At 63.0% G+C, this 21709-nt stretch carries 18 protein-coding genes; 14 read left to right on the top strand and 4 right to left on the bottom strand.

Annotated features, from left to right (window positions below; all coding sequences use genetic code 11):
• Window positions 1-29 precede the first annotated feature (29 nt).
• The 9 genes from LB524_RS14770 (at window position 30) to lpxB (ending at window position 9899) form a co-directional block, all read left to right on the top strand.
• Window positions 30-764 carry an isoprenyl transferase gene (locus LB524_RS14770; protein WP_140664120.1) on the top strand — a complete coding sequence of 245 codons (735 nt, stop codon included), beginning with the start codon at window positions 30-32 and terminating at the stop codon, window positions 762-764.
• The gene (locus tag LB524_RS14765) at window positions 761-1576 is read left to right on the top strand and encodes a phosphatidate cytidylyltransferase (protein WP_140726965.1); all 816 of its coding nucleotides are present in this window, start codon (window positions 761-763) and stop codon (window positions 1574-1576) included. Before LB524_RS14770 ends, LB524_RS14765 begins: the two co-directional genes overlap by 4 nt.
• A 94-nt stretch (window positions 1577-1670) precedes the next feature.
• Window positions 1671-2813, top strand: coding sequence for an RIP metalloprotease RseP (gene rseP / locus LB524_RS14760; RefSeq protein ID WP_224527707.1), 1143 nt, complete (start codon window positions 1671-1673; stop codon window positions 2811-2813).
• A 217-nt stretch (window positions 2814-3030) separates the two neighbouring features.
• Window positions 3031-5406 (top strand): outer membrane protein assembly factor BamA, encoded by a 2376-nt coding sequence (bamA, locus tag LB524_RS14755; protein WP_140824581.1) that lies wholly within the window; start codon window positions 3031-3033, stop codon window positions 5404-5406.
• A 73-nt stretch (window positions 5407-5479) separates the two neighbouring features.
• Entirely contained in the window at window positions 5480-6535 is a 1056-nt protein-coding gene (gene lpxD / locus LB524_RS14750) for a UDP-3-O-(3-hydroxymyristoyl)glucosamine N-acyltransferase (protein ID WP_015317789.1), read from the top strand.
• Window positions 6528-6995 (top strand): 3-hydroxyacyl-ACP dehydratase FabZ, encoded by a 468-nt coding sequence (gene fabZ, locus LB524_RS14745; RefSeq protein ID WP_015317790.1) that lies wholly within the window; start codon window positions 6528-6530, stop codon window positions 6993-6995. The genes lpxD and fabZ overlap by 8 nt, the downstream gene beginning before the upstream one ends.
• Window positions 6996-7008: 13 nt before the next feature.
• On the top strand, window positions 7009-7842 hold the full coding sequence (lpxA, locus tag LB524_RS14740) for an acyl-ACP--UDP-N-acetylglucosamine O-acyltransferase (protein WP_140664109.1): 834 nt from the start codon (window positions 7009-7011) through the stop codon (window positions 7840-7842).
• The gene (locus LB524_RS14735; RefSeq protein WP_140873820.1) at window positions 7814-8728 is read left to right on the top strand and encodes an LpxI family protein; all 915 of its coding nucleotides are present in this window, start codon (window positions 7814-7816) and stop codon (window positions 8726-8728) included. The genes lpxA and LB524_RS14735 overlap by 29 nt, the downstream gene beginning before the upstream one ends.
• Window positions 8721-9899: a lipid-A-disaccharide synthase gene (gene lpxB / locus LB524_RS14730; protein WP_015317793.1), complete on the top strand. Its 1179-nt coding sequence runs from the start codon at window positions 8721-8723 to the stop codon at window positions 9897-9899. The genes LB524_RS14735 and lpxB overlap by 8 nt, the downstream gene beginning before the upstream one ends.
• Window positions 9900-10037: 138 nt before the next feature.
• Here lpxB and gltA read toward each other — a convergent pair whose 3' ends face one another.
• Complete coding sequence (gene gltA / locus LB524_RS14725; RefSeq protein WP_015317794.1) at window positions 10038-11360, bottom strand: citrate synthase; 1323 nt, start codon at window positions 11358-11360, stop codon at window positions 10038-10040.
• A gap of 183 nt (window positions 11361-11543) precedes the next feature.
• Window positions 11544-12968, bottom strand: coding sequence for a glutamate--tRNA ligase (gene gltX, locus LB524_RS14720; RefSeq protein WP_140718017.1), 1425 nt, complete (start codon window positions 12966-12968; stop codon window positions 11544-11546).
• 103 nt (window positions 12969-13071) lie between these two features.
• Here gltX and LB524_RS14715 point away from each other — a divergent pair, with 103 nt between their 5' ends.
• The gene (locus tag LB524_RS14715) at window positions 13072-15525 is read left to right on the top strand and encodes a ComEC/Rec2 family competence protein (protein WP_224527704.1); all 2454 of its coding nucleotides are present in this window, start codon (window positions 13072-13074) and stop codon (window positions 15523-15525) included.
• Here the strand turns inward: LB524_RS14715 and lexA are convergent.
• Complete coding sequence (lexA, locus tag LB524_RS14710) at window positions 15519-16262, bottom strand: transcriptional repressor LexA (RefSeq protein ID WP_015317797.1); 744 nt, start codon at window positions 16260-16262, stop codon at window positions 15519-15521. The two genes, LB524_RS14715 and lexA, sit on opposite strands and share 7 nt — an antisense overlap.
• Window positions 16263-16672: 410 nt before the next feature.
• The gene (locus tag LB524_RS14705; protein WP_224527701.1) at window positions 16673-17446 is read right to left on the bottom strand and encodes a GntR family transcriptional regulator; all 774 of its coding nucleotides are present in this window, start codon (window positions 17444-17446) and stop codon (window positions 16673-16675) included.
• 150 nt (window positions 17447-17596) lie between these two features.
• On the opposite strand from LB524_RS14705, the gene LB524_RS14700 reads away from it, so the two are divergent.
• From LB524_RS14700 to kynU, 4 genes are read left to right on the top strand one after another with little or no spacing between them, the layout of a single operon-like run.
• A complete protein-coding gene (locus LB524_RS14700; RefSeq protein ID WP_140873826.1) occupies window positions 17597-18583 on the top strand; it encodes an ABC transporter substrate-binding protein in 987 nt (328 codons plus the stop codon).
• A gap of 58 nt (window positions 18584-18641) precedes the next feature.
• Entirely contained in the window at window positions 18642-19421 is a 780-nt protein-coding gene (locus LB524_RS14695) for an ABC transporter ATP-binding protein (protein ID WP_015317800.1), read from the top strand.
• Window positions 19422-19426: 5 nt separating this feature from the next.
• A complete protein-coding gene (locus tag LB524_RS14690; protein WP_140664083.1) occupies window positions 19427-20350 on the top strand; it encodes an ABC transporter permease in 924 nt (307 codons plus the stop codon).
• A gap of 48 nt (window positions 20351-20398) precedes the next feature.
• On the top strand, window positions 20399-21646 hold the full coding sequence (kynU, locus tag LB524_RS14685; protein ID WP_224528115.1) for a kynureninase: 1248 nt from the start codon (window positions 20399-20401) through the stop codon (window positions 21644-21646).
• Window positions 21647-21709: the final 63 nt, after the last annotated feature.

Below are 21709 nucleotides of genomic sequence, written 5' to 3'. Positions count from 1 at the left end.
TGGCCCTTGGCTGACCCGAAAGCGAGATCATGACAACGCCCGCGCATGTCGCGATCATCATGGATGGAAATGGACGCTGGGCCAAGGCGCGCGGTATGCCGAGGCTCGCCGGTCATCGCGCCGGCGTCGAGGCCCTGCGCAAGGCGGTGCGCGCCGCCCCGGGTCTCGGCATCTCCTTCCTGACCGTCTACGCTTTCTCGTCGGAGAACTGGTCGCGGCCGAAGTCCGAGGTCAGCGATCTTATGGGTCTGTTGAAGCTGTTCATCCGTCGCGACCTTGCCGAGCTGCACCAGAGCGGCGTACGGGTCAGGATCATCGGCGACCGCACAGGGCTGCAGGCGGACATCAGGGGGCTGCTCGACGAGGCCGAATCGCTGACGATCCACAACACCTCGCTGACGCTGGTGATCGCCTTCAATTACGGCGGACGCGACGAGATCGTCCGCACGGCGCGCAAGCTTGCCGCGGCCGTGGCGCGCGGCGAAATGGACAGCGAGGCGATATCAGCCGAAAGCTTTGCCGGCTCTCTCGACACGCAAGGCATTCCCGATCCGGAGCTGGTCATCCGCACCAGCGGCGAACTGCGCCTGTCCAACTTCCTGTTGTGGCAGGCCGCCTACAGCGAACTCGTCTTCCTGCCGTGCTACTGGCCGGACTTCAACCGCGAGCATTTCGCCGAGGCCTTGCGCGAATATGCCGGCCGCGAGCGCCGCTTCGGCGGACTGGGCCCGCAGGACGTTGCTTCGCGGCCGGCCGCGGGATGAGCAACCTTCAGCTGCGCGTCATGTCGGCTGTCGTGCTGGCCATTGTGGCCCTCGGCCTGACCTGGCTCGGCGGCCTGCCGTTCCGGCTGCTGTGCGCCGTCATGGCGGCAATGATCTTTTACGAGTGGACACGCATGTCGCGGCCCGCCGCGGCCGACGGGCTTGGTTTTCTCCCGGAAGCGCTAATGGTCATTTTCGTCGGCGCCTTGATCGCCGGCCTGCCCGCACGGTGGCTGCTGCCGCTCGTCGTGATTCTGGTTGCGACAGCTGCGATCACCGCTGGAGTTCGCAAAATCGGCCAGTGGGACGCCGGCGGCCTTGCCTATGCCTGCATGTCGGGCCTGTCGCTTGCCCTGCTGCGCGACGGCGACCATTCGGGCCTCGTCGCGATCCTTTTCCTGTTCGCGGTCGTCTGGGCAACCGACATTTTTGCCTATTTCGTCGGGCGTGCCGTTGGCGGGCCCAAACTGGCCCCTTCGATCTCGCCCGGCAAGACCCGCAGCGGCGCCCTCGGCGGGGCGGTCGGTGGTGTCGTGGCAGGGCTTCTGCTTGCCGCCTTCGCCGGCGCCGGCAACCTGGCGTTGCTGGGTGTTGTGGCGCTGGTGCTGTCGATCGTCGCCCAGGCCGGCGACCTCTTCGAATCCTGGGTCAAGCGGCGGCACGGCCGCAAGGATTCTGGCGTGCTCATCCCTGGGCATGGCGGCGTCATGGACCGTGTCGACGGGCTTGTCGCGGCCGCTCTTGCCCTATACGTCATCGGCTGGATCGCGGCGGGCGCCGAGCATCCGGCACAGGGGCTGTTTCCCATTTGAACGGTGTCATTCCACGATCTGGCGCGGGCGCCTTGGATTCGCCTGTATTGATGTCACAGTCACGCAGCGACGCGGAAGAACTTGAGGGCCTGAATTGAACGAGATTCTTCACGCGATTTTCAGCACGGAAGGCCTCTTTCTCGGCACGCTCGTGCCGTTTCTCTTCGTTCTGACCGTCGTGGTGTTCGTTCACGAGATGGGCCACTATCTCGTCGGCCGCTGGTGCGGCATCGGGGTCAGGGCCTTCTCAATCGGCTTCGGTCCGGAGCTCATCGGCTTCAACGACAGGCATGGTACGCGCTGGAAGCTTTGCGCCATACCGCTTGGCGGCTATGTCAAGTTTGTCGGCGACATGAACGCCACCTCCAGCCAGCCGACATCGGAAGAACTCGAAACGCTGACCGTCGAGGAACGCAAGGTTGCCTTCCACACCCAGGCGATCTGGAAGCGCGCGGCAACGGTGGTGGCCGGGCCGCTGTTCAACTTCCTGCTGACGATCGTCGTCTTTTCCGTGCTGTTTGCCGCCTATGGGCGTTATGTCGCGGAGCCCATGGTGGCGGAGGTTACAACAGACAGTCCCGCGGCCAAGGCCGGCATCTTGCCAGGCGACCGATTCGTCAGCGTTGACGGCAGCAAGGTCGAAACCTTCGGCGACGTGCAGCGGCTGGTCTCGGGCCGCGCCGGCGACACCATCACCTTCGTCATGCTGCGCGGCGGCAAGGAGGTCACGGTGACCGCGTCGCCGCAGCTGATGGAGCAGGAGGACGCGCTCGGCAACAAGGTCAAGGTCGCCGTGATCGGCGTCGTCAACAACAAGGAACTCGGCCAGCCCCGCCTCATCACCTACACCCCGGTCGGAGCCGTTGCGGCGGCCGTTGAGGAAACCGGCCACGTCATCGAGCGCACAGGACAGTTCCTGCAGCGCTTCGCCGTCGGGCGCGAGGACAAGTGCCAGTTGGGTGGCCCGGTCAAGATCGCCGACATGGCCGGCAAGGCGGCCAAACTCGGTTTCGAATGGCTGGTGCAGCTCGTCGCGCTGCTGTCCGTGGGGATAGGCATTCTAAACCTTTTGCCGATTCCCCCCCTCGACGGCGGCCATCTGTTGTTCTACGGGGTGGAGGCCGTCATCCGCCGGCCGGTGTCGGAACGGATGATGGAAATGGCCTATCGGGCCGGTCTGCTTCTGGTGCTGTGCTTCATGGGGTTCGTGTTCTGGAACGATCTCTTTGGGTGCTGAAATCATGAAGGAATTTGGCCTGAGCATGGCGGATGTTGAGACGCCGTTTACCATGCACGGGGATATGAGTGACGCGAAAGCCACGCAACAGGGTTAAGTAAATACAAATTAACCAGAAGCCTTGCGTGTAGGGAAAATCCGGTTAATACGGTAGGGGAAATGACCGCACGTCCGGTTTTCTCGCCGTGGGGACTACGAGAAAAGGTTATTAAGCCCGATGAAGGCAGCATCCAAGTTTCTAAACGCCGCGTCAGCGGCGGCACTGTCCGCCGCTCTGGTCGTACCAGGTGCGCTCGCAGTGCAGTTCGTTGCCACATCGGCGGCCGAAGCCGCGGTCGTAAGCCGGGTGGAGGTGAGCGGCAACCAGCGTGTCGACGCCGATACCATCCGCAACTACATCACCATCAAGCCCGGCAAGGCCTTCTCCAGCTCCGATGTCGATAGCGCGGTCAAGGCGCTGTTCGGCACCGGCCTGTTCTCGGATGTCCAGATCAACCAGGTCGGCTCGACCCTGGTGGTCAAGGTTTCGGAATACAAGGTCGTCAACCAGGTGCTGTTCCAGGGCAACAAGAAGCTCAAGGACAACGCGCTTCAGGCGGCGGTTCAGCTGAAGCCGCGCGGCACGTTCTCTCAAGCTACGCTGGATTCGGATGTCGAGGCGGTCAAGGCCGCCTACAGGCGTATCGGCCGTGACGATGCCGGCGTGACCGCGCAGATCATGGAGCTTGGCGACAACCGCGTGAACGTGGTCTTCCACATCACCGAAGGCGATCGCACGCAGATCGCGGCAATCAATTTCGTCGGCAACAGCGCCTATTCCAGCCGCCGCCTGTCTGATGTGATCAACACCAAGCGCTCGTCCTGGGTCTCGTTCATCCTGCGCGACGACGTCTACGACGAAGACAAGCTGCGCGCCGACCAGGAGCTGCTGCGCCGCTTCTATTACAATCACGGTTATGCCGACTTCCAGGTCGTGTCCGCCGTCGGCGAGCTCGACAATGCGACCAACAAATACACGGTCACCATCACCGTCCAGGAAGGCGAGCGCTACAATTTTGGCGACATCAGCGTCGAAAGCACGATTCCGGAAGTCGACTCCAAGTCGCTGGAATCGGTGGTCGAAACCCGCAAGGGCGATGTCTACAATGCCAAGAACGTCGAAGACTCCATCATTGCGCTGACGGAGAAGGTGGCTGGTTCGGGCTATGCTTTCGCCCAGGTGACACCGCGCGGCGACCGCAACTTCGAGAACCACACGATCTCGGTGGTCTACACCGTCGACCAGGGCACCAAGGCCTATGTCGAGCGCATCGAGATCCGCGGCAACGACCGCACGCGTGACTATGTCATCCGTCGCGAATTCGATGTCAGCGAAGGCGATGCGTTCAACCAGGTGCTCATCCAGCGCGCGAAGAAGCGCCTGGAAGACCTGAATTATTTTGACAAGGTCGACATTTCGACCGTGCCTGGCTCGGCCCCTGACCAGGTCGTGCTGGTGGTCGACGTGGTCGAGAAGTCGACGGGTGAATTCTCGGTTGGCGCCGGCTATTCGACCGGCGGCGATTCGGCTGGACCGTCCGTCGAAGGATCGATCACCGAGCGCAACTTCCTCGGCCGCGGCCAGTTCATCAAAGTGTCGGCCGGTGGCGGCAAGAACTCGCGCGACTACAGCCTGTCCTTCACCGAGCCCTACTTCCTCGGGCGGCGCATCGCCGCCGGCTTCGACATCTTCAAGTCGACGCGGGAATACAACAACAATTACGACAGCGATACCACCGGCGCGACGATCCGCTTCGGGTTGCCAATCACCAACAGCATCACGACCCAGTTGGCGTACAACATCTCGCAGGAGAAATATAAGGTCGACGACGGTTGCGATCCCACTCCTGTCGATCCCGACGGCAACTGCAACATTTCCCAGGCCATTCTGGATGGCATCGAGCAGAGCCCATGGATCAAGTCCTCGGTCAGCCTTGGGCTGGTCTACAATACCATCGATGACATGAAGAACCCGCATGAGGGTATCTATGCCAACACGACAGTGGAGGTCGCCGGTCTCGGTGGCGATGCCAAGTTCGTGAAGATCACCGGGCGCGGCAGCATCTACCAGACGCTGTCCGAGCAGCTTGACCTTGTCGGCCTCCTTTCGGGTGGCGCAGGACATGTCGAGGGCTACGGCAGCGACGGCGATCTGCGCATCTTCGATCACTTCCAGAGCACCGATCGCATGATCCGCGGCTTTGCCTATGGTGGCATCGGCCCGGTTGCTAACGACACCAGCGGTGACCATCTGGGTGGAACGACCTATTTCAACGCTTCGGCGGAGGCGCAATTCCCGCTGCCGGTCGTGCCTGAGAGCTTCGGCTTGCGGGGCGCGGTGTTCGCTGATGCGGCAACGCTCTATGGCAGCAAGATCGCCACTGGCTTGGTCGATCCAGATTCTACCGGCATGAAGGTGCGCGCCTCGGTTGGTCTCGGCCTGATGTGGGCGTCTCCGTTCGGCCCGATCCGTATCGACTATGCAATCCCGGTCAAGAAGGAAGCGAGCGACGACGTGCAGGAATTCAACTTCGGCATATCGACCCGCTTCTGATCGGCGGCCAACGATGCTCCCGGGTTTTGGATCCGGGAGAAATGTTCCGACCTAGCTGGATATAGCTTCTGGAATGACCGATCCGGTGTTCTTCGCGCCATCACGCCGGTATACGGCGGCCGAAGTCGCGAATCTGACCGGCTCGGTGCTTGTCGATTCCGGCCAATCCGACGTTTTGATCGAAGCGCTGGCGCCGGCCAATGAAGGCGGCGCCAATGCGCTTGTCTTCGTCGACGGCAGGCGTAATTCCGCGCTGATGCCGTCGCTGCGGGCGGCGGCGGTCCTGTGCACGGCCGAATTCGCAAACAAGGCGCCTTCCAGCGTCGCTGTCTTGACTCATCCACGGCCGCAGCAGGCTTTCGCGCTGGTTGGGCGCCTGCTGTTCCCGACAGCCGCCACGCCGGGGCCAATGACCAGTGAAACCGGTGTTTCGCCGCATGCCCATGTCGATCCGACGGCGCATGTCGAAGCCGGGGCTATCATCGAGGCCGGCGCGGTCATCGGGCCTGGTGTCTCGATCGGCAGCGGCACAGTCATTGCGCCCAACGCCGTCATCGGACAGTCCTGCCAGATTGGCCGTGACGGTTATGTCGGGCCGGGCGCCAGTATCCAGTACGCTCTGATCGGCAATCGGGTCATCATCCATGGTGGCGCCAGGATCGGCCAGGACGGCTTTGGCTTTGTCGGCGGCGCCAAGGGGCCGGAACGTGTTCCACAGATCGGACGCGTCGTCATCCAGGACGATGTCGAGATCGGCTCCAATTCCACCGTCGATCGTGGCGCCATGTCCGATACGATCATCGGGCAAGGCACCAAGATCGACAATCTCGTTCAGATCGCCCATAACGTCCGCATCGGCCGCAATTGTATAGTGGCCGGGCTGTCGGGTATTTCCGGTTCCGTGGTGGTGGGTGACAATGTCACCATGGGCGGCGGTGTCGGGCTTGCGGATCATCTGACGATTGGTACAGGTGCCAAGCTTGCAGCCAGAAGTGGATTTATGAGCAATGTTCCCGCCGGCGAGATCTGGGGTGGCTATCCGGCGCAGCCGATGGCGGAAGCCATGCGAGAGATAGCCATGTTGCGCACGATGGCCAGGGCACGCAAGCAGGGCAAGGACAATGGCTGACATGGTGGCGGCGACAACGCTGGAAGCGGTCGACATATTGGGGCTGATGAAGCTCCTGCCGCACCGCTATCCCTTCCTGATGATCGACCGCATCGTGGACATCGACGGCGACGACTCCGCCATCGGCATCAAGAACGTGACCATAAACGAGCCGCATTTTCAGGGGCATTTCCCGGAGCAGCCGGTGATGCCTGGCGTGCTGATCGTCGAGGCCATGGCCCAGACGGCCGGAGCCATCTGCATCCGCAGCCTCGGGGCGTCGAAGCCATCGCTGGTCTATTTTCTGACCATCGACAACGCCAAATTCCGCAAACCGGTCGTCCCCGGCGACCAGTTGAAGATCCATGTCAAGAAAATCAAGAAGCGCGGCAACCTGCTCAAATTCGCCTGTGAAGCCCTGGTCGAAGGTACCAAGGCGGCCGAGGCCGAGATTTCAGCCATGATGGTCACCGGCGACTGACGATCGAGTGCCTATGAAAATCAAGACGTCAATCCATCCTTCCTCCGTCGTGGAAGAAGGCGCCCAGATCGGCCAGGGTGTGCGCATAGGGCCGTTCTGCCATGTCAGCGCCGATGCCGTGATCGGCGACGGGGTCGAACTGGTCAGCCATGTCTCGGTGATGGGCGCGACCACTATCGGGGCGTCGACCAAGGTCTATCCGATGGCGACACTGGGCGCACCGCCGCAAAACACCAAGCACAAGGGCGGCCGCACGACGCTGGTCATCGGCGCCAACTGCACCATCCGCGAAGGCGTGACCATGCATGTCGGCACCGACACCAGCCGTGGCGAAACCACGGTCGGCGACAATGGCAATTTCCTCGCCTACGCCCATATCGCCCATGACTGTGCCGTCGGCAACAACGCCACCTTCGCCAATGGGGCGACATTGGGCGGCCACTGCGAGATCGGCAACAACGTCTATATTGGCGGCCTCAGCGCCGTCCATCAATTCGTGCGCGTGGGTGACAACGCCTTTCTTGGCGGGTGCTCGGCTTTTGTCGGTGATGTCATTCCCTATGCCATCGCCGTCGGTAACCGCGCCAGCCTGCGCGGCTTGAACATCATCGGCCTCAAGCGCGCCGGTCTGCCGCGTTCCGAAATCCATCTGCTGCGCAAGGCCTACAAGACGATCTTCGACCGCTCCCGCACCGTCGGCGAGAACATCGAGTTCGCCAAGGTGGAGTTCGCCTCGTCGCCGACAGCGATGAAGATCATCGACTTCATCACCAGTCGCGGCAAGCGGCACTATGCGGTGCCATCGCTCAAGGGCGGCGATGGCGACGATGCCGATGACGAAGGCTGAGACAGCCGCGGCTGGTCTTGATCTCCCGCCTGGTGCCAGGGTCGGCATCATCGCCGGCGGCGGCAGCCTTCCGGTCGAAGTCGCTGCCGGTTTGGCCGGACAGGGTCATCCGCCCTTCGTCGTGCTCATGGACGGTGAGGCCGACCGCCTGGCTGAATTGTGCCGTTACGAGCATGAGACCCTTGCCCTGGAAGCGATAGGATCGCTCATTCCGCTGCTCAAGCGTAACCGGATTACGCATCTGGTGCTTGCCGGCGAGATTAAGCGCAGGCCAAGGCTGACACAGATGCGCCCAAGCCTCAGCCTGCTCGCTGTGATACCCGTCGTCGTCATGGCGTTGGCGCGCGGCGACGACGGACTGCTCAAGGTGGTGGCGCGCGGGCTCGAGGCCCGGGGGATAAAGGTCGTGGGCGCCCACGAGATCGTGCCGAACCTTGTCGCCGCCGAAGGGGTGTTGACCAGGGCCACGCCCCGGAAGTCGGACTGGCGGGACATCGATGCAGGTTTTGCCGCGGCAAAAGCTATCGGGGCGCTGGATATCGGCCAGGCGGCGATCGCGGTCGGTGGCCGGACCATCGCGCTTGAAGGTATCGAGGGCACGGCCGGATTGCTGGACCGCGCCAGGCTGCTGCGCGGCCACGGCCGTATCGCCGGCAAGACGCGCGGCGTGCTGGTCAAATGCGCCAAGCCTGGCCAGGAGCTGCGCGCGGATCTTCCTTCCATGGGGCCTCAGACGGTAGAAGCAGCGCATGCGGCCGGGCTTGCCGGCATTGCCGTCGAGGCGGGACGCTCCCTGATCCTCGAAGGTCCCGCAACCCTCTCGCGTGCCAATGACCTTGGGCTGTTCATTGTCGGCCTGGCCGCAACGGAGTCAGGTCATGGCTGACAGGGCGCTGAAGATCGCGATCGTCGCGGGCGAGGAGTCAGGCGACCTGCTTGGCGCCGACATTGTCCAGTCGCTGCGCCAAATAACAGGACGCGAGGTGCAGCTCGTCGGCCTCGGTGGCCGCCACCTGCAGGCGCTTGGGCTGGTTTCGCCGTTCGACGCCAGCGAGGTCGCGCTGATGGGGTTCAGCGCCGTCCTGCGTGACCTGCCGCGCCTGATGCGGCGGATCGGTCAGCTGGCGGGGCTGGTTGCGGATGCCAAGCCGGACTGCCTCGTCACCATCGACAGCCCCGATTTTTCGCTGCGCGTCGCCAAAAAGGTGCGCGCCGCCAACCCGACGATCCCGATCGTCCACTATGTCTGCCCGAGCGTCTGGGCATGGCGGCCGGGCAGGGCGGTGGCGATGAAGCCGTATGTCGATCACATCCTGTGCATCCTGCCGTTCGAAGTGAAGGAGCTCGATCGGCTGGGTGGCCCGCCCGGCACCTATGTCGGCCATCGCCTGACGCATGATCCAGGCGTGCTGTCGGCCGCCAGGGCGCAGGCCCAGCCGCGTGATCTTTCACCAGACCGCGTGAAGACGCTGCTTGTCCTGCCCGGCTCGCGGCGCGGCGAGGTGCGGCGGCTGCTCGAGCCGTTCGGTGAGACCGTGTCGATGCTGCGGGCACGCGGGCATCGGCTTCGGCTGATGTTGCCGACGGTGCCGCATGTCGCGGACACCGTACGATCCGCGGTCACGCGCTGGGATGAAAAACCCGAGATTATCCTGGAGCCGGAGCGCAAATGGCAGGCCTTCGGCAAGGCCGACGCGGCGTTGATCGCGTCCGGCACCGTCTCCCTGGAACTGGCACTGTCCGGCGTGCCGATGATCTCTTGCTACCGGCTCGACCCTGTCGCACGTGCCGTGGCGCGGTATTTCGTTTCCGTCTGGTCGGCGCTGCTGCCCAACCTGATCTCGGATCGCGCACTGATCCCGGAGTTCTACGACGAATACGTCAGGCCGAACAATCTGGCACGCCAGCTGGAAGCGCTGTTGGCCGACAGTGGCATGCGCGCCTGGCAGAAAGACGGGTTCGCCGAGATTTCACGGCGCATGGCAACGGACAAACCGTCCGGTGAGATCGCGGCGCAGGTGGTGATGGGGTGTATCAAGAGAGTGAGTAGGCAGTAGTGAGTGGTGAATAGTGAGTAGTGAGTAGTGAGTAGTGGTTAGTGAGTAGTGAATAGTGAGTTAGAAAACTCTCTAACCTGACTACTCACTAGTCACTACTCACTACTCACTACTCACTACTCACTCTACTCACTCGTCTCAGCGCTTGGCGATCGGCACGTAGTCGCGCTCCGGCGCGCCGGTGTAGAGCTGGCGCGGACGGCCGATCTTCTGGCGTGGATCCTCGATCATTTCCTTCCACTGGGCGATCCAGCCGACCGTGCGGGCAACCGCGAACAGCACGGTGAACATGGTGGTGGGGAAGCCCAGCGCCTTCAGCGTGATGCCGGAATAGAAGTCGACGTTCGGGTAGAGTTTCTTCTCGATGAAATAGGGATCGGTCAGCGCGATCTTTTCCAGTTCCATCGCGATGTCGAGCAGCGGATCGTCCTTGATGCCGAGTTCGCCCAGAACCTCATGCGCCGTCTTCTGCATGATCTTGGCACGCGGATCGTAGTTCTTGTAGACGCGGTGGCCAAAGCCCATCAGGCGGAACGGATCGTTCTTGTCCTTGGCGCGGGCGATGAATTCCGGGATGTGATCGACATGCCCGATCTCGCCCAGCATGTTGAGCGCCGCTTCGTTGGCGCCGCCATGGGCCGGGCCCCACAGGCAAGCAATCCCGGCGGCGATGCAGGCGAACGGGTTGGCGCCCGAGGAACCGGCGAGGCGAACGGTCGAGGTCGAAGCGTTCTGCTCATGATCGGCATGCAGGATGAAGATACGCTCCATGGCGCGCGCCAGCACCGGGTTGATCTTGTACTCCTCGCACGGCACGGCAAAGCACATGTGCAGGAAGTTTGCCGCGAAACCGAGATCGTTCTTCGGATAAATAAAGGGCTGGCCGATGTGGTACTTGTAGGCCATGGCCGCGATCGTCGGCATTTTGGCGATCAGGCGCATGGAGGCAACCATGCGCTGGTACGGGTCGGAGATGTCGGTCGAGTCATGATAGAAGGCCGACAGCGCGCCAACCACGCCGCACATCACCGCCATCGGGTGCGCGTCGCGGCGGAAGCCGGTGAAAAAGCGCGACATCTGCTCGTGCACCATTGTGTGGCGCGTTACGCGGTAGTCGAAATCGTCCTTCTGCGCCTTGGTCGGCAATTCGCCGTAGAGCAGGAGGTAGCAGACTTCGAGGAAGTCGCCATGTTCGGCCAGCTGGTCGATCGGATAGCCCCGATGCAGGAGGATGCCGGCGTCGCCATCGATGAAGGTGATTTCCGACTCGCAGCTTGCCGTCGAGGTAAAGCCGGGGTCATAGGTGAAGGCGCCGGTGGTGCTGTAGAGCGAGGCGATGTCGATGACGTCAGGTCCGACCGAGCCGCTTCGCACCTTGAATTCGTGAGTCTTGCCGGCGAATTCCAGCGTTGCCGTGGCCTCTTGGCCGCCCACATCCAGTTTTTTCGCAGCTTCGGTCATTGCAAACTCCTTCTTGTTTCCTCATGCCGGCAAAGGCAAATTCCGCAGAGCGACACGTCGAAATCACCGCAATGCGCGTATTCGCCACCGCATTCTAGGAGGTGCGTGCCAGATTGGGCCAAGGCCTAATGTTGCACTGCGAAACCCGCCTTTCAATGCCAATCTTCTTGGGCCAGTTTGCTCCTAATCGATTTGATCCGCTACGCGCGCCAGGCTTTCCTCACGCCCCAGAACGGCAAGCACGTCGAATACGCCCGGTGACGTGCTCTTGCCGGTCAACGCAGCCCGCAACGGCTGGGCCACGGCGCCAAGCTTGTGCCCGCCAGCCAGCGCAAAGTCGCGGATCGCGGCCTCGGCCGTGGCCGCCGTCCAGTCGCCTGACAGCGACTTCAAAGCTTCGTGAGCGCCACGCAGGATCTTGCGCGCGTCGTCATTGAGCAGGAGTGCCGCCTTGTCGTCGATCGGCAGCGGCCGCGCGGCAAACAGGAAGGCGGCGCCGTCGACAAGCTCGACCAGCGTCTTGGCGCGCTCCTTCAGGCCCGGAAGTGCTGCCAGCAGCTGCGCCTTGTTCTTCTCGTTGAGCCGCGCCGCCATCGCCGGGCCGCCCTCCAGATAGGGCAAGGTGGCGATAAAGATATCGAACAGCTCGGTGTCGGCCATACGTCGCATATGCGCGCCGTTGATCGCTTCCAGCTTGGCGAAATCGAAGCGCGCCGCGCCCTTGTTGACGTCGCCAATGTCGAACCACGAGACCATGTCCTCGATCGACATGATCTCGTCGTCGCCATGGCTCCAGCCGAGCCGCGCAAGATAATTGAGCAGCGCCTCCGGCAGATAGCCCATGGCGCGATAGGCTTCGACGCCGAGCGCGCCGTGGCGCTTCGACAGCTTGGCGCCGTCGGCGCCGTGGATCAGCGGGATATGCGACATCGACGGCACGTCCCAGCCCATGGCGTTGTAGATCACGGTCTGGCGGGCGGCGTTGGTCAGGTGATCGTCGCCACGGATGATGTGGGTGACGCCCATGTCGTGATCGTCGACGACGACGGCATGCATGTAGGTCGGGTTGCCGTCCGAACGCAGGATGATGAAGTCGTCGAGATCCTTGTTGGGGAAGCGCACGTCTCCCTGGACCCGGTCCTGCACCACCGTCTCGCCCTCGGCCGGTGCCTTGATGCGGATGGCGCCCCTGACGCCGGACGGCGCCTCCGACGGGTCGCGGTCACGCCAATGGCCGTTATAGCGTGGCGGTAGGCCCTTGGCGCGTGCAGCTTCGCGCATTGCCTCGAGCTCGGCTGAAGTCTCGTAGCTGTAATAGGCCTTGCCCAGGCGCACCAGCTCCTCGGCCACCTCGCGATGGCGCGGCGCGCGCTCGAATTGGGAGACCGCGTCACCGTCCCACGAAAGGCCAAGCCAGGTCAGGCCATCGAGAATGGCCGATGTGGCCGCATCGGTCGAACGCTCGCGATCGGTGTCCTCGATGCGCAGCAGCATCGTGCCGCCGGTATGCTTCGCATAGAGCCAGTTGAAGAGCGCCGTGCGCGCGCCGCCGATGTGCAGATAGCCGGTCGGCGAGGGGGCAAAACGGGTGATGACCTTGTCGGGCATGGAACTCTCGGAAAACGTCTGAAGCTGGGTGCAGAGCGTGCGGACTTTCGCGCGTTGCGCGTTCATGTAGCATAGGACGTCGAGGGTGCAAGGGGCAGACCCGATGACTGGACGAGGCCGGGGCTCGGATCGGGGCGAGGATGCCGCTATCGGCGTCAGCGAGCGATCCCTGTTTGCGGCGCCTGCGACGATCCCACTGCCATCTCCGCTCGTGGCTACACCCGAAACCAGGTCGCTGCAGGCAGGTGGGCAGGAGCCGGCGCCGGCTCCTGCCGCGGGCAGGATCGCGCGCGTGCGCCGGCAAGTCGGCCTGGTATCCTTGCCTCGCGTGCGCCATGGCGTGGCCAAGGCGGCGGAGCTCGAACTCGACCGGGGCATCGCGTTCCTGCTGGTGCCGGTCTGTCTGGCCGTTGGGGCGATCGCCTATTTCTCGCTGGCATCCGAGCCCGACTTTGCAAAACCCGTCGCGGTCGTGGTGCTGATGGCGGTCTGTGCCTTCGTCTCGCGCTCCTGGTCGAAAACCCATCTGTGTTTCATGGCAGTGCTGTTGTGCGCGCTGGGCCTACTCGCGGCGAAGGTCGAAACATGGCGAGCCGGAACCCGGATGCTGGGTTCGGAAATCTCCACGCAACTGACCGGCCGCGTGGTCTCGATCGAGGAGATGGAGAGCGGCCGCATCCGGCTGACCATGGACGTGATTTCGACCGCCCGGCCGAAACTGCGCTATGCGCCGGAAAGGGTCCGGCTTTCCGCACGCAAGATACCGCCGGGAATGACCGCCGGCTCGCTCATCACAGGCTACGCCAAACTGTTGCCGCCGACCGGCCCGGTGCGGCCGGACAGCTACGACTTCTCTTTTGACAGCTATTTCGCCGGCATCGGCGGCAGCGGCTTCTTTCTCGGCAATCCAACGGTTGTTTCCGCCGACGACGGTGAGATGCCGCTATCGGCTCGCCTTTTTTCAGGCATCGAAAATGCCCGCGAAGCCATCGCCGACCACATCAGGGGCAGCGTCGGCGGCGCTGAAGGCGAGATCGCGGCGGCGCTGATCGTCGGCGTGCGCGCCGGCATACCCGATGAAATCAATGAAGCGATGCGGCGTACCGGCATCTATCACATCATCTCTATTTCGGGACTGCATATGGCGCTTGTGGCCGGCACCATCATGGGTCTGCTGCGTGGTGCCTTCGCGCTGTTTCCAGACTTTTCCGCGCGCCGGCCGGTGAAGAAATACGCGGCCGCCGCCGCACTGTTCTCGATCGCGGCCTATCTCATCATTTCCGGTGTCGTCGTTGCCGCCGAACGCAGCTTCATCATGCTGGCGGTGATGCTGATTGCCGTCTTCTTCGATCGCGCTGCGCTGACCATGCGCAATCTGGGGATCTCGGCGATCGCCGTCATCCTGGTCTCGCCTCACGAGGTCGTCGGCCCGAGCTTTCAGATGTCGTTCGCCGCGACCGCGGCCCTGGTTGGCGCTTATGCCGGCTGGGCCGATCACCGTGCGGGAAAGACGCGGCCACCGCCGCCAAAGCGATCGCTGCCCGGGTTCCTGACGCGAAAATTCCTGCTGGCGACAGGTGGACTGGCCATGACGTCCATTATCGCCGGCAGCGCCACGGCACTGTTTGCCATCTGGCATTTCCAGCGGGTATCGCCGCTCAGCCTGTTCGCCAATCTGGCCGTGATGCCTATCGTGTCGGTCGTGATGTTCCTGGCCGTCGCCAGCGCGCTGTTGATGCCATTCGGATTGGATTGGCCGGCTCTCTACCTCATGGGCAAGGGCCTGACAGCAATGATCGCCGTGTCGGCGTGGATATCGGAGCGCTCTCCGGTCGATGGAGTCGGGCTGATTTCGCAGCAATCCGTGCTGCTGGTCACCGTCGCGCTGGTTATCGCGACGATGGCGACGACATGGCTGCGGCTCGCGGCGCTGCCATTCGCGCTCGCCGGCCTGTTGACTGTGTCGCACACACGCGCGCCCGATGTGCTGATCTCGGAAGATGCGCGGCTGGTCGCGCTGCCGATCGGCAATGGCGAACTGGCCGTCAACCGGGAACGTCCGAACGAATTCGCAACCGACAACTGGAAGCGCGCCCTGATCTCCGAAACAATCGTCAAACCGGAAATGTTCGACACGACAGACAGGCAATTCGATGTTGCCAGTCCCACCGACCTGCCGCCGGGATCGCCCTTCTACTGCCGCGAAGGCCTGTGCCTTGCCAGGCACCCTTCCGGCGCGATCATTGCCTATGTCGAGGACCGCAAGACCACCTGGAAAGCCTGCGCTTTCGCCGACCTGATCATCGTCAATGACGCAACCGCCTATGACGCCTGCCACAATCCACTGGTTCTCGTCGTCACCAAACGGCAGCTCGCCCGCAAGGGAAGCGCTGCCGTCTTCTTCAATCCCCAGTCGGCCACGACCCGGGCCGCGATCGCATTTGCCGTCGACGGACCATATCGGCCCTGGCACGAACAGCGAAAATTCTCACGCGAGGCGAGGGGGCTGCCGCCGTACAAAAAACCCGACAAGCCCGATGACAAGCCGGTTCAGTAGCGCCTGATCAACCCGACCAGCTTGCCTTGTACCTTGACCCTGTCCGGCCCGAAAATGCGCGTTTCGTAGGCTGGATTGGCGGCCTCGAGCGCGATCGAAGCGCCTTTGCGGCGGAACCGCTTCAGTGTCGCTTCCTCTTCGTCGACCAGTGCCACGATAATTTCGCCCGGGCTTGCCGTGTCGGCATTGCGGATAATGACCGTGTCTCCATCGAAGATACCAGCCTCGATCATCGAGTCGCCCTTGACCTCCAACGCATAGTGCTCGCCGCCCATGATCATGTCCGGCGGCACCGAGATCGAATGCGTCTGATGCTGGATGGCATCGATCGGCACACCGGCGGCGATACGGCCCATGACCGGGATGGACACGGCTGAAACCGCGTCGTCGTCGTTGCCGGCCGCGGGCAGGCGCGAAGGCGCAGCGGCCGGCCTGATCTGGCGTCCGAGACTGCCTTGGCCAAGGCTGCCTTGGATGACGCTTGGCGAGAACTTCTTTGCCGCATTGAGGCCCGGCGCGATCGAGTCCGGCAGCCGCAGCACTTCCAGCGCGCGCGCCCGATTGGGTAGCCGGCGAATGAAGCCGCGCTCCTCCAGGGCCGTGATCAGGCGATGGATCCCCGACTTGGAGGCAAGATCGAGTGCTTCCTTCATCTCGTCGAAGGAAGGCGGTATCCCGCTTTCCTTGAGCCGTTCGTGGATGAACATCAGCAGTTCATGTTGCTTGCGTGTCAGCATGGCGGCCCCCAAGACATTGAACGAAAGGTTGAACCAGAATCGAAAAAACAAACCCAGAACAAACACTATCTGTTCCAGTTGTGTTCTGCAACCGTTTAAAGTTTAATGAATTTGTTAAGGGGTCTGAAGTTTTTTGCCCGCGACGGCGGGCGGCAACCAGTCCTTTCCGCCGTCGGCAGGCGCATTGAAATCGTTTTGGTTAATGGCCTGTGGCCCATCCGCCGACGAGGCTTTGGCATCAGTTAGTTGGAAGGCTTCTCCTCGGAGGGACGTATAATTCGCGGAGCCATTATTCGCGGAACGAAACGAAACCAAAATGCCAACGATTGGTAGCTTCGGGCGGCCATGGATCGGGGCGTTCGGCGCACTCCGGCCAGCGCGTTCGAATAGGCGTCGCGGAAGCGCTGAAGTTATCCCGAACCCGCCTTCAAGCTGCCGGCGCGAGCGGCGTATCTGGTAGCGCCGCTGTCTTCGCTGTGGACATAGACGTGCAGTGTGTAGCCGATATGCGCCGTCATCAGCGCCTTGGCCCGCTCGACGTCACGGTCGAGCGCCGCTTCCATGATCGCGGTATGGTGTTCGATCGCAATCGCTTCGCGTAGCGCTTCGATTGCCTCTTCATAGCCATCCTTGAGGCCGGCCGCGGCCCGCAGTGTCGGCGCCAGACCAAGAAAGCGATGATGCCGGCGCAGCTGATCCGAGATCGTCGAGCGGAACCGCAACAGCCAGTCGCATGTGGCGGCGCTCAGCAGCGCCGCATGGAAAGCCTCGTGGTTCTCGTCCCATCTGTCGACGGCCGCGTCCGAGGGATCGTCGACCGCCGTCTTGCAACGCGAGAGCCGGTAGTGGGCGGTGACCACGGCATCCTCCCACTCCCTGCCGCCTTTTTCCATCGATTCGAGGAACAGGGGTATCTCGATCACCATCCTGGCGCGTGCCAGATCCTCCAGCTCGGCCCGCGACACCGGAGCCACGGCAAAACCACGATTGCTGATCGCGGTGACCAGGCGTTCGGCCTCGAGCCGCGACAGGGCTTCGCGCAACGGTGTCCAGCCGACGCCATAGGTGCCGCGCAGCGCACTCAGTTTGAGCGGGGCGCCGGGCATGAGGCGCGTGGTCAGGATGTCGCGCCGCAACAGCTGATAGGCGGCTTCCGTTTTTGTGGAACTCGTTTCATTCAGCATGGTGATCAATCCGTCGTCTGGCGAAAAGTATATATGATAGTGCGTCACAGCAACAATTATATATAATGTTTGACACAGACCAGCGGACTCACCATGATCGCCGTAGTAGCCGCGTTTCCAAGCGGCCCTGATCAAATCTGGGAGGAAATGATGTTGAAGTCGAAATCCGCTTGGTTGTCGGGCTTGGCCCTGGCAGGCGCATTGATGGTCAGTGCCGGCAGTGCCGCGGCCGATCAGATCCGTATCGGCATTGCCAATTTCGGCGAGCATCCGCAATTGAACGCCGCCATAGCCGGCTTCAAGAAGGCGCTGACGGATAATGGCTACGTCGAGGGTAAGGACGTCGTCTACACGGAGAGCCACACCAATTTCGATGCATCGCTGGTGCCGCAGATGATCGCCAAGCTGCAGGCCGAGCAGCCCAAGCTGATCTACACCATCACCACGCCGGTATCGCAGATCGCCAAGAAAGCGCTTGCCGGTTCCGGCATTCCGATCGTTTTTGCCGCGGTCACCGATCCGGTGGCGGCCAAGCTGGTGCCGTCATGGGACGCCGGAGACGAAGGCATGACCGGCGCCAGCGATCTGCAGGACGTCGCCGCGGTGATGGCCTTCACCAAGAAGCTGCTGCCGAACGCCAAGCGCTTCGGCGTGCCTTATAATCCCGGTGAGGCCAATGACGTTGCCTTGGTCGAAAAGATCAAGGCGGCGGCACCGGCCGCGGGCTTCGAGGTGGTGGAGGTCGGCATCGACAACGTCAATGACATCCAGCAACGCATCGCTTCGCTCGCCGGCAAGGCCGACGTGATCTACGGCCCGGCCTCGAACCTGATCCAGCCGGCGATCGCCGCTGTCTCCGCGGCCGCGCGCCAGGCCGGTATCCCGGTCGTCAACTCCGATGACAGTGCGGTCCGTAACGGCACCGTGCCGGCGAGCTTCGCGGTCAATTACACGCAGGTCGGCGTCAACGCCGGCAACATCGCCGCCGAGATCCTCAAGGGCAAGGATCCCAAGACGATCGCGCCGTCGCGCCCGGCCTACAAGGACCACATGGCAACGATCTCGCGCAAGGCGATGGCCGCGTTCGGCATCGAGATACCGGCTTCAATGGCCGATTGCGGCTGCATCGTCGACTAACATCGGAACTGCCGGGGTGACGGCGTCGGCGCCGCTATCCCGAGGTCAGGGAGAAACGATGCTCGAGATTCGATCCGCGCGCAAAGTGTTCTACAAGGGCCAGGCCGACGAGAAGGTCGCGCTGGACGGTCTCAGCCTGTCCTTGGCCACCGGAGAGTTCGGCATCGTCATCGGCTCCAACGGGGCCGGCAAGAGCAGCATGCTCAACGCCATTTCCGGCGCCCTGATCCTCGATTCCGGCCAGATCCTGATCAACGGCGCCGACGTGACTGCAATGCCGGTGCACAAGCGCGCCGCGAAACTGGCGCGCGTGTTCCAGGACCCGATGCGCGGCACCGCCGCCAGCATGACGGTTGCGGAAAACATGCTGCTGGCCGATTTGCGCAGCCAAAAGCGCACCTTGCGCCCGGGGCTGAACACCACCCGGCTTGCATCCTACAGGGAACGCCTGTCGATCCTGGGTCTCGGTCTGGAAAATCGTCTCGACACGCGCGTCGACCTGCTCTCCGGCGGGCAGCGGCAATCCTTGTCGCTGATCATGGCGGTCGGCGGATCGCCGGACTTGCTGCTGCTCGACGAGCATACCGCGGCCCTCGACCCGCGCACGGCCGAAATCGTCATGCAAGCGACCGTGCGCGCCGTCAACGCGCTGAAACTGACGACTTTGATGGTGACCCACAACATGCAACACGCCGTCGATTATGGCAGCCGGGTGATCATGCTCGATGCGGGCCGGGTGCTCCTGGAAGTCGCCGGGCAGGAGAAGGCGAGGGTCACGGTTATTGATCTGATCGGCCATTTCTCCGTCAAGACCGATCGCATGTTGCTGGCGAGCTGATCATCATGGATTTTGTTGGGGACGTTCTCACCAGCTTCGTCGCGATCATGCCGGTCACCCTGGCGCAAAGCCTGATCCTGGCCTTTGTCGTGCTCGGGATCATGATCCCGTTTCGCATGCTGAATTTTCCCGATCTCACCAGCGAAGGCGCTTTTCCGCTGGGCGGCTGCGTCTGCGGCGTTCTCCTTGCCGCCGGCGCATCGCCGCTGATGGGCGTTGCTGCCGCCCTTGTCGCCGGCTTCGCGGCGGGCTGCTGCACCGCCTTCATCCATCTGCGCTTCCGCATCCACACGCTGCTTGCGGGCATCCTGATGATGACGATGCTCTACAGCATCAACCTTCGCATTATGGGCAAGTCCAACCTGTCCGTCTTCGGTTCGCCCTCGGTGTTCGACTGGGTGCCGTTCGCGCGGCCGGGTTTCCCCGCCAGCAAGATTGTCGTCGCGGGTCTCCTCGCGCTTGCCGCCTTCATGCTGCTCTACATGTTCTTCAGGACCGAGAAGGGGACCGCCGTGCGCGCCGTGGGCGCCAATCCTGACATGGCCGAAGCGCAAGGCATCAATGTCTGGGCCGCGACCATAGGCGGTGTCGGGCTGGCCAGCGCTTTTTCGGCGTCAAGCGGTGCGCTGATGGTGCAGTCGCAAGGGTTCGCCGACGTCAATATGGGCCTGGGAATTCTCATCAACGGCCTTGCCGCGCTGATGATCGGCGAAGCCGTCGTCGGCAAGCAAACAGTGTGGCGGCAATTGCTGGCGCCCTTCGCCGGCGCGATCATCTACTACCAGCTGGTGTCGTTCTGCCTGGCGGCCGGCATGCCGCCGCCTGACCTGAAGCTTGCCACGGGCCTGTTCGTACTGGCCATGCTTGCCTTGCCCAGCCTCAAGCGCAGCCGGGGGCCCGCACCGGTTCGCGAAGCGATTCGTGAGTAACCCGGCGTGAATGACCAAGGCGTGAATAACCAGGGAATGTCACAAATGATGCCTACGACGCTCGATCTCGCAGCCGTCGATGCCATGGATGCGGCGGACCCGCTGCGTGCCATGCGCGACCGGTTCATCTTGCCGGAAGGCGTGATCTACCTCGACGGCAATTCACTCGGCGCCGCGGCACCCGCCGTCTTCGACGAGCTGCGGAAAGCCGCGACCCAGGAGTGGGCGCAGGATCTGATCCGTGCCTGGAACACCGCCGGCTGGTTCGACATGCCGGTCGCGCTCGGCGACCAACTGGGGCGGCTGATAGGCGCGGCGACCGGCCAGACGGTGGTCTGCGATACGACCTCGATCAACATCTACAAGGTGCTGCATGCCGCACTCGGCATGCGGCCGGACCGCTCGGTCATCGTCGCCGAGGGCGACAGCTTTCCAACCGATCTCTACATGGCCGAAGGCGTGGCCTCGACGCGCCCCGGCACGGTGTTGCGGCTTGAGGGCGTTGATGCGCCGACCATTGAGGAGCTGATCGACGAGCGCGTTGCGGTCATCCTGATCAACCACGTCAACTACAAGTCCGGCCAGCTGCGCGACATGGCGGCACTGACATGCAAGGCCCATCAGGTCGGAGCGCTGATCGTCTGGGATCTCTGCCACACCGCCGGCGCGCTGCCTGTCGAGCTCGACAGCGCCAATGCCGATTTCGCCATCGGCTGCACCTACAAATATCTCAATGGCGGCCCGGGCGCGCCGGCCTTCATCTACGCCGCCGAGCGTCATCACGATAAAGTCCAGCAGCCGCTCAGCGGTTGGTGGGGCCATGCGCGGCCCTTCGCCTTCGAGCAGGGTTATGCGGCCGGCAGCGGTATCCGCCGGTTCCTGTGCGGCACGCAGCCGGTGTTATCGATGCGAGCGCTGAAGGGGGCGCTGGATATCTGGGACGATGTCGACATGGCGACGGTGCGCAAGAAGAGCGTCGCGCTCACCGACCTGTTCATCCAGCTCGTCGAGACCAGATGCGGCGCCTACGGCCTGGAGCTGGAAAGCCCGCGCGACGGCAATCAGCGTGGCAGCCAGGTGTCCTTCCTCCACCCCAACGGCTACCAGGTGATGCGGGCCCTGATTGAGCGCGGCGTGATCGGCGATTTCCGTGCGCCGTCGACGATCCGCTTCGGCTTCACCCCGCTCTATGTCGGCTACGCCGATGTATGGCAGGCGGTCGAAGTCCTGGAAGATATCCTGCGCACTGGCGCCTGGCAGGATGCACGCTTCGCGGTCAAGACGGCAGTGACCTGAAGCCGGCGCGAAGTCGGGAAAAGTGTGACACGATTTCCCACAGGAATTGCGTCAGACGAGAGT

The sequence above is a fragment of the Mesorhizobium sp. ESP6-5 genome, assembly GCF_020164695.1.
GTDB classification, from domain to species: Bacteria; Pseudomonadota; Alphaproteobacteria; order Rhizobiales; family Rhizobiaceae; genus Mesorhizobium; species Mesorhizobium australicum.
Note: the sequence above shows the minus strand (reverse complement) of the source record. Positions and strands in the feature narration are given on the sequence as shown.

What these genes read in the sequence shown, in the direction of transcription:
- LB524_RS14695 (WP_015317800.1), top strand. Translation starts at nt 18,642, where the DNA reads ATGCTCGAGATTCGATCCGCGCGCAAAGTGTTCTACAAGGGCCAGGCC.
- lexA (WP_015317797.1), bottom strand. Translation starts at nt 16,262, where the DNA reads ATGCTGACACGCAAGCAACATGAACTGCTGATGTTCATCCACGAACGG.
- LB524_RS14770 (WP_140664120.1), top strand. Translation starts at nt 30, where the DNA reads ATGACAACGCCCGCGCATGTCGCGATCATCATGGATGGAAATGGACGC.
- LB524_RS14735 (WP_140873820.1), top strand. Translation starts at nt 7,814, where the DNA reads ATGGCGACGATGCCGATGACGAAGGCTGAGACAGCCGCGGCTGGTCTT.
- lpxA (WP_140664109.1), top strand. Translation starts at nt 7,009, where the DNA reads ATGAAAATCAAGACGTCAATCCATCCTTCCTCCGTCGTGGAAGAAGGC.
- LB524_RS14715 (WP_224527704.1), top strand. Translation starts at nt 13,072, where the DNA reads ATGACTGGACGAGGCCGGGGCTCGGATCGGGGCGAGGATGCCGCTATC.
- lpxD (WP_015317789.1), top strand. Translation starts at nt 5,480, where the DNA reads ATGACCGATCCGGTGTTCTTCGCGCCATCACGCCGGTATACGGCGGCC.
- LB524_RS14700 (WP_140873826.1), top strand. Translation starts at nt 17,597, where the DNA reads ATGTTGAAGTCGAAATCCGCTTGGTTGTCGGGCTTGGCCCTGGCAGGC.
- LB524_RS14690 (WP_140664083.1), top strand. Translation starts at nt 19,427, where the DNA reads ATGGATTTTGTTGGGGACGTTCTCACCAGCTTCGTCGCGATCATGCCG.
- kynU (WP_224528115.1), top strand. Translation starts at nt 20,399, where the DNA reads ATGCCTACGACGCTCGATCTCGCAGCCGTCGATGCCATGGATGCGGCG.
- LB524_RS14765 (WP_140726965.1), top strand. Translation starts at nt 761, where the DNA reads ATGAGCAACCTTCAGCTGCGCGTCATGTCGGCTGTCGTGCTGGCCATT.
- lpxB (WP_015317793.1), top strand. Translation starts at nt 8,721, where the DNA reads ATGGCTGACAGGGCGCTGAAGATCGCGATCGTCGCGGGCGAGGAGTCA.
- fabZ (WP_015317790.1), top strand. Translation starts at nt 6,528, where the DNA reads ATGGCTGACATGGTGGCGGCGACAACGCTGGAAGCGGTCGACATATTG.
- LB524_RS14705 (WP_224527701.1), bottom strand. Translation starts at nt 17,446, where the DNA reads ATGCTGAATGAAACGAGTTCCACAAAAACGGAAGCCGCCTATCAGCTG.
- gltA (WP_015317794.1), bottom strand. Translation starts at nt 11,360, where the DNA reads ATGACCGAAGCTGCGAAAAAACTGGATGTGGGCGGCCAAGAGGCCACG.
- gltX (WP_140718017.1), bottom strand. Translation starts at nt 12,968, where the DNA reads ATGCCCGACAAGGTCATCACCCGTTTTGCCCCCTCGCCGACCGGCTAT.
- bamA (WP_140824581.1), top strand. Translation starts at nt 3,031, where the DNA reads ATGAAGGCAGCATCCAAGTTTCTAAACGCCGCGTCAGCGGCGGCACTG.